Annotated in this window: 13 protein-coding genes; 6 read left to right on the top strand and 7 right to left on the bottom strand. The window is 41.5% G+C overall.

Annotated elements, in window-relative coordinates; genetic code table 11:
• The first annotated feature begins 2 nt into the window (after positions 1-2).
• From D5018_RS14750 to D5018_RS14740, 3 genes are read left to right on the top strand one after another with little or no spacing between them, the layout of a single operon-like run.
• On the top strand, positions 3-1178 hold the full coding sequence (locus tag D5018_RS14750) for a MalY/PatB family protein (protein WP_121839769.1): 1176 nt from the start codon (positions 3-5) through the stop codon (positions 1176-1178).
• Complete coding sequence (locus D5018_RS14745; RefSeq protein WP_121839768.1) at positions 1175-2620, top strand: arylsulfatase; 1446 nt, start codon at positions 1175-1177, stop codon at positions 2618-2620. Before D5018_RS14750 ends, D5018_RS14745 begins: the two co-directional genes overlap by 4 nt.
• A gap of 27 nt (positions 2621-2647) precedes the next feature.
• Positions 2648-4201, top strand: coding sequence for a sulfatase family protein (locus D5018_RS14740; protein WP_121839767.1), 1554 nt, complete (start codon positions 2648-2650; stop codon positions 4199-4201).
• Between the two features lie 60 nt (positions 4202-4261).
• Here the strand turns inward: D5018_RS14740 and lepB are convergent, their stop codons facing one another.
• Positions 4262-4912 (bottom strand): signal peptidase I, encoded by a 651-nt coding sequence (gene lepB, locus D5018_RS14735; RefSeq protein WP_121839766.1) that lies wholly within the window; start codon positions 4910-4912, stop codon positions 4262-4264.
• 45 nt (positions 4913-4957) lie between these two features.
• The gene (locus tag D5018_RS14730) at positions 4958-5722 is read right to left on the bottom strand and encodes an SDR family NAD(P)-dependent oxidoreductase (RefSeq protein ID WP_121839765.1); all 765 of its coding nucleotides are present in this window, start codon (positions 5720-5722) and stop codon (positions 4958-4960) included.
• A gap of 444 nt (positions 5723-6166) precedes the next feature.
• Between D5018_RS14730 and D5018_RS14725 the strand changes: the two genes are divergently transcribed.
• On the top strand, positions 6167-6862 hold the full coding sequence (locus D5018_RS14725) for a FadR/GntR family transcriptional regulator (RefSeq protein ID WP_121839764.1): 696 nt from the start codon (positions 6167-6169) through the stop codon (positions 6860-6862).
• 353 nt (positions 6863-7215) lie between these two features.
• Here the strand turns inward: D5018_RS14725 and D5018_RS14720 are convergent, their stop codons facing one another.
• From D5018_RS14720 to D5018_RS14700, 5 genes are all read right to left on the bottom strand, one after another.
• Positions 7216-8364, bottom strand: a complete 1149-nt coding sequence (locus D5018_RS14720) for a zinc metalloprotease (RefSeq protein ID WP_121839763.1) — start codon at positions 8362-8364, stop codon at positions 7216-7218.
• Between the two features lie 14 nt (positions 8365-8378).
• Complete coding sequence (locus tag D5018_RS14715; RefSeq protein ID WP_121839762.1) at positions 8379-9860, bottom strand: sulfatase; 1482 nt, start codon at positions 9858-9860, stop codon at positions 8379-8381.
• Positions 9861-9862: 2 nt separating this feature from the next.
• Positions 9863-11119 carry an amidohydrolase family protein gene (locus tag D5018_RS14710; RefSeq protein ID WP_165905076.1) on the bottom strand — a complete coding sequence of 419 codons (1257 nt, stop codon included), beginning with the start codon at positions 11117-11119 and terminating at the stop codon, positions 9863-9865.
• Between the two features lie 16 nt (positions 11120-11135).
• Positions 11136-12476 (bottom strand): amidohydrolase, encoded by a 1341-nt coding sequence (locus tag D5018_RS14705; RefSeq protein WP_243637447.1) that lies wholly within the window; start codon positions 12474-12476, stop codon positions 11136-11138.
• 116 nt (positions 12477-12592) lie between these two features.
• A complete protein-coding gene (locus D5018_RS14700; protein WP_165905075.1) occupies positions 12593-15220 on the bottom strand; it encodes a TonB-dependent receptor in 2628 nt (875 codons plus the stop codon).
• Positions 15221-15682: 462 nt separating this feature from the next.
• On the opposite strand from D5018_RS14700, the gene D5018_RS14695 reads away from it, so the two are divergent.
• Together D5018_RS14695 and D5018_RS22410 are read left to right on the top strand one after the other, a co-directional pair.
• Positions 15683-16504, top strand: coding sequence for an MBL fold metallo-hydrolase (locus tag D5018_RS14695; protein WP_121839758.1), 822 nt, complete (start codon positions 15683-15685; stop codon positions 16502-16504).
• 142 nt (positions 16505-16646) lie between these two features.
• A partial coding sequence (locus D5018_RS22410) for a DUF4277 domain-containing protein (protein ID WP_121837317.1) occupies positions 16647-16755 on the top strand: 109 nt, incomplete at its 3' end.

Genomic DNA, 16755 nt, shown 5'->3' with positions numbered 1-16755 from the left:
CCATGACGACCAATTTTGATCATATTTGGCAGCGACGTGGTACTGATTGCTTAAAGTGGGACTTTCTTGATGAGAGCTTGAAAGCTGATGCAGAGCAAGTGCTTGCCAGTGGTGTTTCAGATTCTGATTTCGCGATTTATGCACCGATAATCGACGCCGTGACCAAGCGCCTTGAACATCCAATTTTGGGCTATTCAGAGCGCAGTGAGCGTTATTATCAATCGGCCATTAATTGGTACCAAAAGCGTCATAACTTAACCCTTGAGAAAGAGTGGCTTCATACCACTGAAGGGATTTTACCTGCGGTTGCTATGTTGGTTGAGTTAACTACTCAAGAACAAGACGCAGTAGTGGTGCAAACACCGATTTATCACGGCATTTCGCGAGTGGTGAATAATCTAGACCGCACTTTAGTGAACAATCAACTTATCAACGATGATGGCTATTATCGCATTGATTTTGACTTACTAGAGGAGCAATTAAGCTCGGGCGTGAAAGCGATGATCTTTTGTAATCCTCATAACCCTGTCGGGCGCTTATGGACGAAAGATGAAGTGTCAAGAGTCGTAGAGCTTTGTCATCGGTATCAAGTGATGCTGATCAGTGATGAAGTATGGGCAGACTACAACTTATATGGCAAAAGCTTTAATAGTTGTTTGGCAACTAACCCTGATTGGCATCAGCAACTTGCCGTGTGCACCTCACCAACCAAGACCTTTGGCCTAACGGCGTTAAGGTTGGCCAATACCATTATCAAAAATCAGCAACTGTCAGAGCAACTTAAACGTAAATTATCCGCTTATGGCATGGACGTATTTAGCTGTTTGAGTGTTCAAGCCAGTATTGCGGCCTTTGAACAAGGTGAAGCATGGCTTGATGAGATGCTGAGCTACCTCGAAGCCAATATGGATTGCGCGGCTGATTATTTGAGTACTCACTTACCAAAAATCAAATTCCAAAAACCAGAAGCCAGCTATTTAGTCTGGTTAGATTGCCGTGAATTAGGATTACCTCAGCAACAGCTGATGGAAAAGTTGGTTCAAGAGCAAAAACTGCTGGTGAATTCTGGTGAAAATTTTGGCGAAGCAGGGCAAGGGTTTATTCGCTTAAACCTGAGTTGTCCACGCTCAATACTCGAACAAAAACTTCAACGTATCGTAAAGGCATTTGCATCATGAATCTAAAAGTAGGCTCATCAATTAGCCTTATGGCTGCTTTAGCGCTCAGTACCACTTCGTGTGCGACGGTTTCGGAACAACAGGCAGAAAAAACCGCAGAAATCCAAAAGCCCAATATTATCTATATTTTGGCGGATGATATGGGTTATGGAGATTTAGGCTCATACGGTCAGACAAAAATCAAAACCCCAAATCTTGATCAGATGGCGTCAGAAGGGATCCGTTTTACTCAGCATTATGCTGGTTCTACGGTTTGTGGTCCTTCTCGTGCCAGCTTGTTAACGGGGTTACATTCAGGTAATAGCCCGGTTCGTGGTAATCCAACGTGGACAGATAATCGTAAGCCATACGATTTACAAGACTCAGACATCACCTTAGGTGAAATGCTGAAAACGGCGGGTTATCAGACCGCAGTAATCGGCAAATGGGGCATGACCGAAGACAGAAGCTTCCCAGAAGATAAAATCAACCCGAGTATGCCAAATCAGCAAGGCTTTGATTACTTCTTTGGTTTTAAGTATCACCATGATGCCCATTACTACTACTGGGATAAGCTTTGGGAAAACAATTCTCCTTATTGGTTAAAAGAAAATGATTACATGAACAATAAAGGGATTTATACCCATGACTTGTTCTCCAATAAAGCCATTGATTACATTAAGCAGAGTGATAAAACCAAACCATTCTTCCTGTATCTGGCTTATACCATTCCGCACCTGCCGATGACAGTACCTGAAGATTCTAAAGCTCAATACAAAGACTTAGGCTGGCCCAAGCGCAAGATGAATACCCAAGGTCATTACCGTAACGATAAAGAAGGCAATGTGACTTATGCAGGTATGGTTTCACGCATGGACCGAGACATTGGTGCTTTGCTGAAACTGTTAAAACAGCAAGGCCTTGATGAAAACACCTTAGTGATTTTTGCATCAGACAATGGCCATCACTACGACAACGGTTTCTTCGATTCAAACGGCCCATTCCGTGGTAAAAAGCGTGATTTATATGAAGGTGGAATTCGAGTGCCATTCATTGCCAAGTGGGCCAATAAAATCAAGCCTAATACAGAGTCTGATCATATCTCAGCTATGTGGGACATGATGCCAACTTTCTGTGAATTGTCGGGGGCGGATTGCCCTAAGACAGACGGTGTGTCACTGCTTCCAACATTATTAGATAACCGTAAGCAAGAGCAGCACGATTTTCTCTATTGGGAATTTAATGAGCGCCAAGGGCCGATTCAGGCGGTGCGTCATCAAAATTGGAAACTGGTTCGATTCTATGAAAAACCGGCTGAACTCTATGATTTATCTACTGACGTAGGTGAAAAGAATGATGTGGCGGCGAAATACCCAGAAACAGTGAAAAAAATCACCAAGATGATGGACGGTGCTCGTAGTCCTCATTCACAGTTTTCTCTAAAACCCTTAATAAAACAATAAGACACAGTAAATCTGGAAGCAAGAACAATGGCAAAAAAGTTAACCACAGCCGTAGCGACAGCGTTAGTGTTGTTATCAACTGGCTGTAGCAAACAAAGTACCCCCGAATCCTCGACAGAAATGGTAGCTGCTAAGACACAGCAAAAGCCAAACCTGATTGTGCTTTATGTCGATGATCTTGGTTATGGCGATGTTGGCGCTTATGGCGCCAAAGGCGTTGAAACTCCAAACATTGATAAGCTGGCGGCGGGCGGTGTGATGTTCACTGACGCGCACTCATCATCAGCGACTTGTACGCCATCACGTTACTCATTACTGACGGGTGAGCACGGCTTTAGAAATGATGCCGCAATTTTACCAGGTGATGCACCACTGCTCATTCGTCCGGGTAAGAAAACCTTACCGTCTTTATTAAAACAACAAGGTTATGCGACTGCGGTTGTGGGGAAATGGCACTTAGGACTCGGTAACGGCAGTGTCGATTGGAACACTGACGTAAAACCAGGGCCACTTGAAATAGGGTTTGACTACAGCTTTTTACTACCTGCAACCGGTGACCGTGTTCCTACGGTTTATCTTGAAAATCATAACGTGGTGAATTTAGATAAAAACGATCCAATCACCGTAAGTTACCATGAAAAAGTAGGCAACAAGCCAACAGGGTTAACGCATCCTGAGTTACTAAAATACCCAGCAGATCTTGAGCACAGTGAAACCATCGTCAATGGTATCAGCCGTATGGGCAGCATGACGGGCGGTGAAAAAGCGCTATGGAAAGACGAAGAGTTTGCTGACATCTTTACCGAAAAAGCGGTTAACTTTATTCGTGCCAATAAGAATCAGCCATTCTTTTTATTCCACTCTTACCATGATATCCACGTTCCAAGAATGCCGCATGAACGTTTTAAAGGTAAAAGTTCAATGGGGCCAAGAGGGGATGCCATTGTTCAGATGGATTGGATCTCTGGTGAAATCGTTAAAGAGCTGGAGCGCTTAGGGATTGACGACAACACTATGATTGTCTTCACCAGTGATAATGGCCCTGTATTGCATGATGGCTATTTTGACCAAGCTAAAGAACTGGTTGGCGATCACAAACCCGGTGGTGTATATCGTGGTGGTAAATACGGTGCTTATGAAGGCGCAACGCGTGTTCCAACCATCGTTTACTGGAAAGGCAAAATTCAACCAACTGAATCAGATGCTTTAATTTCACAAATGGATCTATACGCCTCTTTTGCCAAGCTGATCAATGCACCTCTTGCAGAAGGTGAGGCTCAAGACAGCAATGATTTCTTAGATGTATTCATGGGTAAGTCTCATACTGCACGTGAATATCTGATTGAAGAGTCTGTAGGCACCACATCATTGCGTTACAAAAACTGGAAGCTGATTGAGAAAGCCAGCAAAATTCCAGATTGGATTGCAGATAAAAAAATGGACGTAGGATTTAGCGATAAGCCTCAGCTGTTTGATTTATCAAATGATGCAGGTGAGCAAAACAATATCGCTGCTGAACATCCAGAGTTGGTGAAGCAGTTACAGCAAAAAATCCAAGATATTAAGCAAAACGGCTATTAATTTGCTCGACTATGTCATGCCCAGCTCTTTGCATTGGGCATGACATCAAATAGTGATTTTCTATAGATCCTGAAAAAAACGATTAGAACGTGGCAAGTAATGGTTATCGTAATTTAGCGACATAATCACTTGCTTGCTTCTGCCGATAATTTCATTTCTTGGAACAAAGCCAATCATTCTGGAATCAGCACTGTGGTCTCGGTTATCCCCAAGGACGAGATAGTGCCCATTTGGAACGGTAACGGTATCAAAACTCGCATAATCTGAATTTGTTTTATCTGTTCTAATTTTATGCTTTATTCCTAACAAATTTTCTTGCTTATCATCGACTAAGCCGTTGCTTGAAATACTTTGATAAGACAATGACTTGCCATTGATACTAAGTTTATTTTTATTTAATTCAATCACATCTCCGGGAACACCAATCACCCGTTTAATTAGCCTTTCATCAGCGACTTTTGATTCAAAAATGATAATGTCACCACGCTGTGGATCAGACATTTTGTAAAGCGAAGTATGAGTAAAAGGTATGCGAACATCATAAGCCATTTTATTGGCTAGAATTCTGTCACCTTCAAGAATTGTGGGCTTCATTGAGCCTGTTGGTACGGTATACCAATCGGCTACCGCACTACGAAACACACTCATTAGAAGAAGAAAAATGATCAAGCCTTTATTATCTTTGAAACTTTTAAGTAGCCAGTTTTTCATACAAATCCTTTTTGTGGTTGAGCAAGTGGCTTGTTGAAGAGAGCGTTAAGTCCTCCCCGCATCAACTGAAATACATTGCCCAGTAATTAACGTACTTTGATTGGACGCTAAAAACAGCGCTAAGTTCGCAACATCTTCGGGTTGAATACGTTTTTTTATGGCTAAATGCTTCATCCACTTCTGTTCTTGTTCATCGGTGAGCCATGAATCAAGCTGTTTTTGCGTGGCGACCCAGCCCGGAAGAATCGCATTAACGCGAATATTGTCTTTGCCAAAATCTTTAGCAAGTGCTTTAGTCATCCCCATTAATCCGGCTTTAGCGGTAATATAGGGCGCCATATTCTCCATGCCAATCAAAGCATTAATGGAACCAAAATTAATGATGCTGCCGCTTTGATGCTTTTGCATTAGTTGATAAGCGGATTGTGCGGCCGCAAAAGCAGGGGTTAGATTGATGTCAATACTGTCATGCCAATCAGACATGGCAATGTCGGAGGTATTAAAACGTGTATCATCTGCAGCACAGTTGATTAGTACATCTAACCCATTGAAATGGTGATACGCATCAGTGATGGCTTGTTTAAGACCTTCTGAATGGGTTATGTCTAACTGTCGAAACCAAATATTCTGTTTTTTATCAGAGAAGGCTTCAAGCAGATCAACCGAGGCTTTAAGATTTATATCGACAAAAGCGATCTTTGCACCTTGTTGTAAAAAAGTACGAATGACTGCAGCACCGATCCCAGATGCACCTCCGGTAATAAAAACAGTCTTGTTGTTTAAACAATGATATTGAGTTGTTGTTACCACTACTTACCCATTCACTAAATTTTCGTATTAATATTACTTTTTTACTCTATGGGCTAACGGCTTTGCAAGTAGGGTACAGAAAATAATGGCTGTATTGCTGTAAAATTAGTCACAAATCAAACAGCATGGTGTTCACATAGACAATATTTTAGATTGAGGTATAGTGAGCAAGCTCAAATACTGTTGATTTTTTGTTAATGTTTGTGCTGATGTTAGCGTACAATGGCCAACCTTTATTTTTAGTATCAATGATATATGGGTTCTAAATTAGGGGATTTAACTGTAAGTTTGTGGTTGTACCAGAGATTAACACTACAGTTAAGTAAGAAATTAACGTAAGATATTTTCTTGATTGAGTTACGGTAAATCAGATTTTTTTAAGTCCTGTGTAATTTTGTCAGGTAATTGAATAATTAATAACAAAGCATCAAATAAGAGCTGGATATGGCTACAAATATAAAGCATAACTTAACCTATCAATTGACGCATGATTTAGGTAAAGCAATTGTAACTGGGACTTATAAGGTCAATGAAAGTTTGCCTACAGAGGCAGAACTGTCTGTGGAGTATGATGTCAGTCGCAGTGCAACACGAGAAGCGGTAAAAATGCTCTCTGCGAAAGGATTAATTACTTCAAGACCGAAAAAAGGGATCACAGTATTACCAGAAGAAAGCTGGAATATGTTTGATACTGATGTTCTTGGTTGGATATTAAGCAGCAACCCATCTTTGAAGGTGCTGAAATCTTTCACTGAAGTCCGTGCTGCCATTGAGCCCAGTGCTGCGGCATTAGCAGCCGTCAATGCATCAGAAGAAGATCTCGCTGAAATTGAGCACGCGCTTGAACGTATGAAAGCTGCAGAAACAGGCTTAGATGATCCTTTAGATTCCGATATCGCCTTTCATACAGGTTTACTAAAAGCCAGCGGTAACCCGTTTATCATTCAATTAACGGATTTTATTAGCACTGCACTTAAAGTCAGTATTCGTTATACCAATGCAACAAAAGGTGCGACTGGTGATATTGAAGCGCATACTCAGATTTTAAATGCGATAAAATCAGGTGAGCCTGATACAGCACGCCAATGTGTGAAAGAAATTTTGGATGAAGCAATAGAGCTGATTAATTCAAACCTTTAGATTGCGTTGTCCAGAAAAAAGAGGCTCAAATATCTGTGGGAGAATATATACTCGTGATACCTGAAGATGCAGGATTTCAGCGAGAATTAATTGCCATTTAGGCAAGGTACTTATCCGTAGGAATAGTTATTCTATTTCAAGGTTAAGTAACGCAGAATAAATGGCAATTAAACTCGCACTTCTTGGGCTTTTCAGCATTGATTCTTCTTTGTTGTGAAAGCTTAAATTAGCCCACTAGTTCTGCACTTTCACGCCTCGAATAATGCAACGCTGAACAAGCCCTGAAAGTTGCATCGTCAGGTATCACGAGTATTTATATGAGCCTCAACAGGGTAACTGTTACCTAAAGCGAGTTACTGTTCAAACTGGTACTCACCTTTTTTAAAGCTGTATTTCTTACGTAGCGCTTTATTCCACACCAACCTTTCTTTACTTCGCGTGCGCTCAGATTTCGGGATCCCCATTACGGCTCCATTTTCAAAGCAAAATACCATTTGCAATTTACCGCTGGATTGTTCAGGCTCGTTGATCACACAAGTAAACTTGCCACCATCTTTAATGTCGCAAACGTACATTTTTTGCCAATAAGCACTTTTTAGTGAGTTCGGCGTATCCGCAATCACAACGCTGTGGGCTGGATAGTCGGTCTTTAATTGACCGTTGACAATAATTTGGTTGTTACTTTTGTCAAAATGCGCTTGGTAGTCATTCAGTGAAAAATTGATCTTTTTATCTATGTCTGTGTCTGTGCCCGTAAACACTGGGTGTTTCCATAGCATGGCAGCAGAGGCTTTGGATAAATAGACACGCTCATCGCCCTTGGTTTTGCGCTTATAGACTTTGTTCACTGGTCCCATTAACGAGTTACCTAAGCCATCTTTTTGATGTGGACCATTGTGAGGTAAGCCTAATGCGTGTCCCATTTCATGGACTACCGCTTTCAGTAAGAAAGCATCCGCTGTACCTTTTGCAGCTAAAGAGCCATTGACATCAATATCGCCTTTCACATCTTTAAACCCAGCACGAGAGAAGCCCCCTTGAAAATCACCACCGCCAACATAAGCGCCTTTTTTGATTTTTTTCGGGTAATAAAATGCCCACCAGAATTGATGATCTTTTGGTAAACCGTATTGCGTTGAGGTTTGAGCAATCACCGATTTTTTATAAAAGCCATAATTTTCGTATTTTTTACTGGCGTGGGTATAGCGGCCTTCTACATAGTTGATTTTTACATCACCGTTTGGATTACGATTGAGTTTAAAAGGCTGTGCTACTGGGTAGCCCCAATATTGCATCCAGTGGTTAAAAAACTTCTCACTGATATCAGCGACTTCGTTCAGACGTTGATCGGTTTTTTGTGGAGCAGCTTGTCCTTTTGGCGTAAACATCACCATGTGGATCAAGCTGTCGTTTTTCGTTTGTTCCTGCTCGGAAGCTAAGCCAATGTGACTGACTAACAATGAACAGCAGCCGATAGCAATTGTGCTGAATTTAGTTTTCATTTTAAGTACCTTCATTATCTTTTTCTGTAATCAGGACGGCCTTTTTCAGGCACGACGGCTTGGGTATCTTTACGCCATTGGATCAATTCATCATGCAGTTTCTTAGCGACGTTAGGGTATTTACTGGCAAGGTTTTGGCTTTCGCTAATGTCTTGCTTAACGTTGTAAAGTTCAAGGTGACCATCATCGAAATATTCAATGAGTTTCCAATCCCCTGAGCGAATGGCACTGGCTGGCTTGCCTCTCCAACCGGTATTGGCATTTTTGCTTAACGGTTCCGGCGTATAGTTTTGTAAGCCTTTACCAGATAGATAAAGTGGGTAGTGCCAAAATAGTGAGCGTGATTCAATGTCTTGGCCTTTTAGTGCCGGCAGTATGCTGACACCATCTAACGGCTGCTGAACTTTTAATAATGACGTTTTGGCAATATCAGCAAAGGTAGGCAGCATATCAACGGTATTGATTGGGGTTGCTGACTTGGTGTTTGGCTTGATGGTACCTGTCCAACGAGCGGCAAATGGGACGCGAATACCGCCCTCATACAGCGAGCCCTTGCCACCACGTAGTGGAGCATTAATCGAGATATTATTTAGACCGCCATTATCAGAGGTATAAATAACAAGGGTGTTTTCATCAAGTTGATAGTGATCCAGTGTTTTCAATACTCGCCCAACGCCAGTATCAACCGCTTCCACCATGGCCGCATAGGTTGGATTGTATTTACGACCGCTGCTGTGAAGCGGGTGATCTTTAAACTTGTTTTTGTACTTTTTGACCACTTTAGGATCGGCCACTAATGGAATATGAACATCCCAATAAGACATGAACAAGAAGAAGGGTTTATTCTTATTTTCTTTGATGAAATTTACACTGGCATCGGTAATGCGAACAGACGCATCGGCATCGTTGTAGTACTTGCCTTTGGGGCCAGCGACGCCGTCACTGCTGCTGATATCAAAGCCCTGAGTATCATCACCGACATGCCACTTACCAAAACGAGCACTGGTATAACCCGCCTGCTTGAGTACTTCAGCCACACTGGTGGTGCTTGGCGTTAAATCATTTAATACTTCAAATGGACGAGGGCCTGATTTAAAGCCGAAAGACTTAAGGCGTTGATCATCCAGTACCACTTTAAGCTTCATTAAACGAGGATCGCCTTTAGAAGCCGCACCTGGTGTATAAATTTTATGTCTAGGTGTATAACTTCCTGAAATAAATGACGCGCGAGTTGGTGCACAATTCGGGCCAGCGCTATAAGCATCGGTGAAGGTCATTCCTTCATTGGCAAGACGGTTAATATTGGGCGTTTCGTAAAAGTCAGCACCATTAAAGCCAACGTCTTTCCAGCCTTGATCATCAGCCAGAATGAAGATGATATTCGGTTTTTTTTCAAAGGATGTAGGTGCTTTGGTTGCCGCAACGCTGGGGAAGAGGCTGCACGACAGAATGAAACTACCTAATGAAAGCGCAAGATTTTTTGTATTTAGCTTCATGCTTATTTGCTCTTCTTTTCGTAAGAGGATAAATATTTATCGCGTAACTTTGTTCTGCGAGATTCAAGCTTATAAGCTTGTCCCTCAATAAATACTGCATCAGCGTTGGTGGTCACTTCTAATGGATCGCCATCCCAAATCACGAAATCTGCTACTTTGTTTTTGCTTAATTCTCCAACCTTGCTTAAGTTGAAAATTTTGGCAGGATTGGTCGTGATGGCTTTAAGCGCACTTTCATGAGGTAACCCATGGGCAACGGCAATTCCAGCGGATTGTCTTACTAAGAAAGCACGCTGATTACCGTTTTCATAAGTAAAGGCAAACAATACTCCGGCTTTATCCAACAGTGCTGCGTTGTCGTAACGGGCACCGAGTTTATCAAAATCCACAGGACGGTTTTCTTGTGGGTTGATCAGTACTGGAATGTTAGCTTTAGCGAGTTCGCTTGCTACCTTCCATGCTTCGGCAGCACCTGTGATCACCAGCTTAATGTCATATTGCTGTTTAAACTTGATGGCTTGCATCAGTTCAATCGCATTATTGACTTCTAGAAGCAGTGGTTTATCTCCCTGAATGATAGGAAATAAAGCACGCATATTACGATCGCTGAGGGTGAATGATGTAGTATCTTTACCTTTCTTTACTGCAGATTGATTTTCTTCAAAATACTTCACTTCACCCATGATGCGATAAAGGCGTTCCCAAGCAATATTACGATTGCCAATGCCTTTTAAACTGGCTTTCATCGGCCCTTGTTCGAGTATGGTATTGTAATCGCCACTGAGTTTGATGACGACACCTGAACCATGAAAGAGCTTACCTGAGCTGGTTGGAACCGTGATAGCACGAGTGACACCGTGGCGACGGTTTTCTGCAATGGCTATCGCATTATGATTAAAGGCATAATCAATGCGATAAGCGGCGTTTAAATCACTGCCTTTTGCACTTTGAACATCGGCGGTGGGGTTACCCGGTAAATCAAATAAACCGATTTGGCTGGCTGGATAAATAATTCCAGCAGTAATGTGCTTACCTGTAGCATCAATGCGTTCTGCTTTACTAGGAATACGGATGCTTTGACCAAGGGCTTTGATTTTTCCATTTTCAATCAGCAAGGTGCCGTTGGTGACCACACCTTTACTGGATGAGGTATGGATGGTTGCACCTGTCACCGCCAGCGTTTCGGATAGGCTTTGCTGGCTATACATACTGGTGAATAACACAGAAAGAATAAGCAGTAATGGTTTGTTAAATTTCATCTTTACAGCTCCCATGTTACTCGTTAATGCCTAATTCAAAATCGCTTTGAATTATGTTGAAATTGGATTTTCTGTCGAACATGAGGTTGCCATCAATGTAGACTTGTTCAGTCAATGAATAGCTACTGAAGGGATCGCCACTCCAAAGCACCACATCGGCGTTTTTACCTTTTTCTAAAGAGCCCGTTACCTTATCAATACCTAAGATTTTGGCTGCGTTTAATGTCAACCAACTAAAGGCTTGTGCTTTAGAGATATTAAGCCCGACTTTATTACCATCTGCCCATGCTTTAGCCGCTTCTTGGTTAAGCTTTTGAACTTGAGCGGCGGAGTCAGAATGTACGACTGCGCAAGCACCTTGACTGGCTACCATGGGCACGTTTTCATCAATGGCATCAAAGGATTCCATTTTGAATCCCCACCAATCGGCCCACATCGCTGAGCAAATGTTTTCTTTAGCAAGGGTGTTCGCAATTTTGTAGCTTTCAACTGCATGATGAAAGGCAGTGATTTTGTAGTCGAACTCTTTACTAAGATTGATCATTGAGTTCATTTCATCAGCTCGATAACAGTGAATATGCACTAGTATTTCATTGTCGAGCACACCAACAAGTGTATCGAGTGCAACATTGCGGGCAGGTGGTGTCGCTTTTTTTCCTGCCTTTAGGGCTTGTTCGTAGTTTTGCCATTTCTGTTGATACGCTTTGGCGTCTTGCCATGCTTTGCGATAACCCGCCATATTGCCCATGCTGGTTTTTGGGCCGCCTTTGTTGCCATATGTACGTTTTGGGTTTTCACCACAGGCCATTTTGATGCTGTAGGGAGCGTTAGGGAATTTCATGCCTTCACGGCTGATACTCGGGACATTTTTAATGGTAACTCCACGACCACCAAAGAGGTTGGCGGAGCCTGGAAGTACCAACATGGTGGTGATGCCGCCTTCTAAAGCGCGCGAAAATTCAGGTGCTTGGGGCCAAATAGAATGCTCTGCCCATACTTCTGGGGTAACTGGTTTCGTCCACTCATTGCCTTCTTTTTGTGATTTATGGTTCGGCGATGAGAACAAACCCAAATGAGAGTGGGCATCAATAATGCCGGGAGTCAGCCATTTGCCTGTTCCATCAATGCGTTTTGCATTGCTGGGAATTTGAATATTGTTACCTAAGCCAATGATTTTACCTTTATTCATTAAGATACTGGCATTATCAATTTGCTCACCAGCGCCCGTTAATACGGTCGCATTGGTGATGGCAATGAGTTGTGAAGACTCAGGAGAATAAGTGCTTGGATAAGGATCCTTGTTAATGGTATGAGCGTAAGCTTGTGGCACTAATAAGCTGGCGGCTACAGCAATCATTTGCCACCGAATATTTATTTTTTTTAGTTTTTTGAGTAATGGCATGGTGATAATTTGCTAGTAAGTGAAAGGAAAAGAGCCTAATGCAAGGCATTAGGCTCTGTGATGCTTACAAATTAAAACTTGTAAGTGGCACCAAGGACGGCACGTCTATCGTTAATCGCGAAATCACGAGGACGATATTCATCTTGATAATAAGAATGTACTTCTTTGTTGTTGATGTTCTTCAGACTTAATTTAACCTTAAATTTCTTAGAGAATTTGTAGTTAAATGAAGCATCTAGCACACCACCACCTGAGTTAAATACAGGTTTGTTTCTGAACAGTTGGTCGAAGTACTTGTCACGCCAGTTCCAAGTTAAACGAGCTGAGAACTTATCATCCTCATAGATACCCACAAGGTTGTAACTGGTTTTAGACAAATCTTGTAGTGGTAAATCAAGACCATCTACTGGAGATGGTGCTTCAGAGTCGATATAAGTTGCATTGGCTTTCACACCAAAGTTTGCCCAAATACCAGGTAGGAAGTCGAAAAACTGCTGATATGAAGCCGCAAAACCTTTGAGTTTCCCTTTTTCACCATTAATGGTTCTTTGAGTATCATACTCTTGACCAAAGTGGATTTCTTTATTGGTGCTCTTAATGGTAAAGCCATCTACTTCTTTGTAGAAGAAGACACCAGTTAGAGCTGTTGAGTCATTAACATACCATTCAACACCAATATCAAAGTTGTCAGAAGTGAACGCTTTAAGTTCTGGGTTTCCGACGATTACTAAGTCATTGCCATTATTACTTGTTAAATGAACACTTGGCGCTAAAGCAGCAAAATTCGGTAGCGACATCACTCGCGATGCAGCAGCACGAACTAGAACACTGTCGCTAACTTCAAATTTAACATTCAAGGATGGTAAGGTGTTGGTTTCATCAGTACTAACTTGTGTTGGTTCATTATTCTTACCTTGAATAGCAAGACTTTCAGAATCACGCTGAGTATCAACGATACGTACACCAAAGTTACCTGAAACAGGAATGTTACCGATTTCACTTTCAAAATTAGCTTGTACATAACCCGCTAGATTTTTCTCAGTGATATTAAATTGCAGGTTATTGGCTGGTGCTGTTGAAGTCTCTTTAACGCCTAATATATCACGTACTTCAGCGTCATTACCCACAATGGCATCCATGTCAGCAATCACAAATCCAGAGCCTAAACCTGCTTCGCCATCATAAAAGTCAGAATCAGATAATAAAAAATAATCAGCTAACTCAGATGTAGCGACTTTTACACCTTTAGGGTTAAGATCAAACCCTGAACGATCAGCATCACGGCTAGTGTAGCGAAGACCAGTCTCGATAGATTGGAAAAAATCGCCATTAATATCGTATGTTAGATCTGCACGTAGGCCTACTTCATCACTTTTGGTGTTGGTGATCTGATCACGGAACTGGTTGATCACAAAGTTACTTGGATCACTAAAATCAAGCGTAGTGGTTACTTGAGGTGCTGAGTTCTTGGCGTTCGAATAATCTAGGGTGATCTCATCTTTTTTTGCAGTATCACCGAGGCGAATATTTTTGAAAGTATTATCGCTTTCACTGCTTACATAGCTAGCTTGTAGGTTTAGCGTAACATCTTCAATAAAGTATTCAGCACCCAAAGCAATATCGTAAGTTTTGGTGTCTCGTGTTTCTACTTGAGATAATGATTGCAAGATTGGGTTAATGTAAGTGACTTTGGTAACGTCTAAGTTTGGATTAGAATAATCCGCTTCTTTGATTTTGATAGTTTCTTTTTTCTTGGCTATCTTAGATGTTCTGTAATTTAAAGCGTTCCGACGAGTATCTTCACTGAAGTCGATGTAACCCATATCTAAGAAATAGTGAGAATTTTCGTTAGGATCCCAGTCAAAACGGGCAACAATGTTGTTACGCTTGGTTTCTTCCGTACCATAAACAAAACCACCACCAGTTGAACCCTTAGCATCTGGGTTATTTGGATTAGCTAGTTCTCGTCCGAAGGACAAAGTACGTTGACGGTCAAAGCGGGTATTACGAGTTTGATGGTTAAATGCCAGCAGTGCACCAAATTCGCCGTATTCAGTGTCAAACGAATCGCCAACCATGCCTGAAATTTTTGGTGCCCACTTTTCTGAAAGGTCAGCGTATTGAGCTTGAATGTTGATCGAGCCTTTTGACTTATTAAAGTTAGTGGTTTTTACACGTTGTAAATCCAGTGTACCAGCAATACCACCTTCGATTTGGTTAGCTTGAGGTGATTTGTAAACCTTAATACCTGACAAACTTTCAGATGGAATGTCTTTTACATTGATGTTACGGCCAATACCGGTAAACATGGTGCGGCCATTCATGGTAGTAATGCTTCGACCTAGACCACGAATCGAAATTTCACTACCTTCACCGGTTTGGCTGCGACCGATTTGAACACCTGGTAGACGCTGTAGCGTTTCTGCAATGTTGGAATCTGAGAACTTACCAATATCTTCTGCAACAATGACATCAACCACTTGGTTCGCTTCACGTTTATCACGTAAGCCTGATTCTAATGCCGATTTAATGCCTGAAACTTGAATACGCTCTACATCATTGTGTTTTTTGCTGGCTTTTTTTTGGCTTTCTTCAGCTTGTTCGGCGATTGTGTTACTCACTTCCTGCGCGATCAATGACGGTGTAAAGCCTAAACCAATCAGTGTTGCCCCTATGAGCAGCTTGCGGTTTGATGTCAAAATATTTCTCCTTTTATTGTTTTTATCAGATCAAGGGTTAACGTTTTACTTCTCAAAGCCGAGAGACATACCATTCGGTATAAAGCTTACGGTGGCTATAAATGCATAGGGTACTGCCGCAAATATAGGCTACACGACCTTTAATGACCTGAATCTACAAATTTATAACATATCGTATAATTATAATAAATATGCTAAATGAGCTTTATTTTTAAGTAAAAAGTCATTTTTTTAAAGGTTAAACGATTAACCTTATGTGTATCAATGCGTTACTGTGTTTTTTTGGGTTTGTAAGTAAATGTATTTTTTAACAATAAATACTGAAATGTTAATAAATTCTCCTCTAGATCAGATATTCAAAGCAGTCTTTATTCGGTATCGAATTTCAAAAAATTCGCTTATTGATTATTCAAATTTATTATTTATATGATTTAATTGGGGTTCAAACAAAGGAGAATAACAATGAAAAAATTGGTACGATGCCTTGCGCTATGCACACTTATTGCCGCTAGTGCTCAAGCTTCACAAATGAAAGTGGTGATCTTGGGAACTGGAACTCCCAACCCTGATCCGGAGCGCTCAGGCCCTGCACTTGCTGTGATCAAAGATGATCAATCTTATTTAATTGATGCCGGTCCCGGAGTGGTGCGTAGAGCAGAGTCTGCTAGACAAAAGCATAACATTCCAGCTTTAGCGGCAAGCCAACTTCAAACGGCATTTTTGACCCATTTGCATACCGATCATACCGTTGGTTTGCCTGACTTACTGTTTACCTCTTGGACGTTAGAACGACCTGTACCCTTAGCTGTTTATGGCCCTGAAGGTACTGGAAAGATGATGAAGCACCTTCAAAACGCTTACCAGCAGGATATCGATATTCGTTTGAATGGGTTGGAGCCTGCCAACGATAAAGGTTATCAAGTTGATGTGACTGAGTTTAAAGGCAGTAAGCCTTTGTTGGTGAAAGGCGATTTTAAAGTTACAGCCATTCCAGTACTTCATGGTTCTTGGCAACATTCTTTTGGATATAAATTTGAAGATGGTAAGCGAAGTATCGTGATTTCTGGTGATGCTCGTCCAAGTCCAGAGTTGATTAAAGCCGCCAAAGGTGTGGATGTACTGGTACATGAAGTATATTCAACCGAAGGGTTTAAGACTCGTCCACCCGTTTGGCAAAAGTATCACTCATCTTTCCATACTTCGACCAAAGAGTTAGCTGAGATTGCAAAGGAAACCCAACCTAAGTTATTCCGTCATTTCGCACTGATATTTCCTAACACTTAACAATAATCACTCACGGCTAATCAAGACACAAAGATCACTACAATTATGGCAAATAGATCACTGAGCCATAGCTAAAAGATCACAGACAAACTTTCAATTTTTAAGCAGAATGTCCTAATTCCTGACCTAATCTCCCTTTGAAATGCTGGATGAAGATCAGTTAACGATTCAGAACATAGACCATCTTGGTATTGCCGCTGGATTGATTGATAAACTCAAACTGGTTGAGCGCATTGATGCTCGACTTCCTA

The organism is Parashewanella curva, assembly GCF_003675895.1.
GTDB lineage: Bacteria > Pseudomonadota > Gammaproteobacteria > Enterobacterales > Shewanellaceae > Parashewanella > Parashewanella curva.
The sequence above is the reverse complement of the archived record's forward strand: the minus strand, read 5'-3'. Positions and strand labels throughout refer to the sequence as shown.

Coding starts and splice junctions, on each gene's coding strand:
- D5018_RS14725 (WP_121839764.1), top strand. CDS start 6,167: ATGGCTACAAATATAAAGCATAACTTAACCTATCAATTGACGCATGAT.
- D5018_RS14750 (WP_121839769.1), top strand. CDS start 3: ATGACGACCAATTTTGATCATATTTGGCAGCGACGTGGTACTGATTGC.
- D5018_RS14740 (WP_121839767.1), top strand. CDS start 2,648: ATGGCAAAAAAGTTAACCACAGCCGTAGCGACAGCGTTAGTGTTGTTA.
- D5018_RS14720 (WP_121839763.1), bottom strand. CDS start 8,364: ATGAAAACTAAATTCAGCACAATTGCTATCGGCTGCTGTTCATTGTTA.
- D5018_RS14695 (WP_121839758.1), top strand. CDS start 15,683: ATGAAAAAATTGGTACGATGCCTTGCGCTATGCACACTTATTGCCGCT.
- D5018_RS14705 (WP_243637447.1), bottom strand. CDS start 12,476: ATGATTGCTGTAGCCGCCAGCTTATTAGTGCCACAAGCTTACGCTCAT.
- D5018_RS14745 (WP_121839768.1), top strand. CDS start 1,175: ATGAATCTAAAAGTAGGCTCATCAATTAGCCTTATGGCTGCTTTAGCG.
- D5018_RS14715 (WP_121839762.1), bottom strand. CDS start 9,860: ATGAAGCTAAATACAAAAAATCTTGCGCTTTCATTAGGTAGTTTCATT.
- D5018_RS14710 (WP_165905076.1), bottom strand. CDS start 11,119: ATGAAATTTAACAAACCATTACTGCTTATTCTTTCTGTGTTATTCACC.
- lepB (WP_121839766.1), bottom strand. CDS start 4,912: ATGAAAAACTGGCTACTTAAAAGTTTCAAAGATAATAAAGGCTTGATC.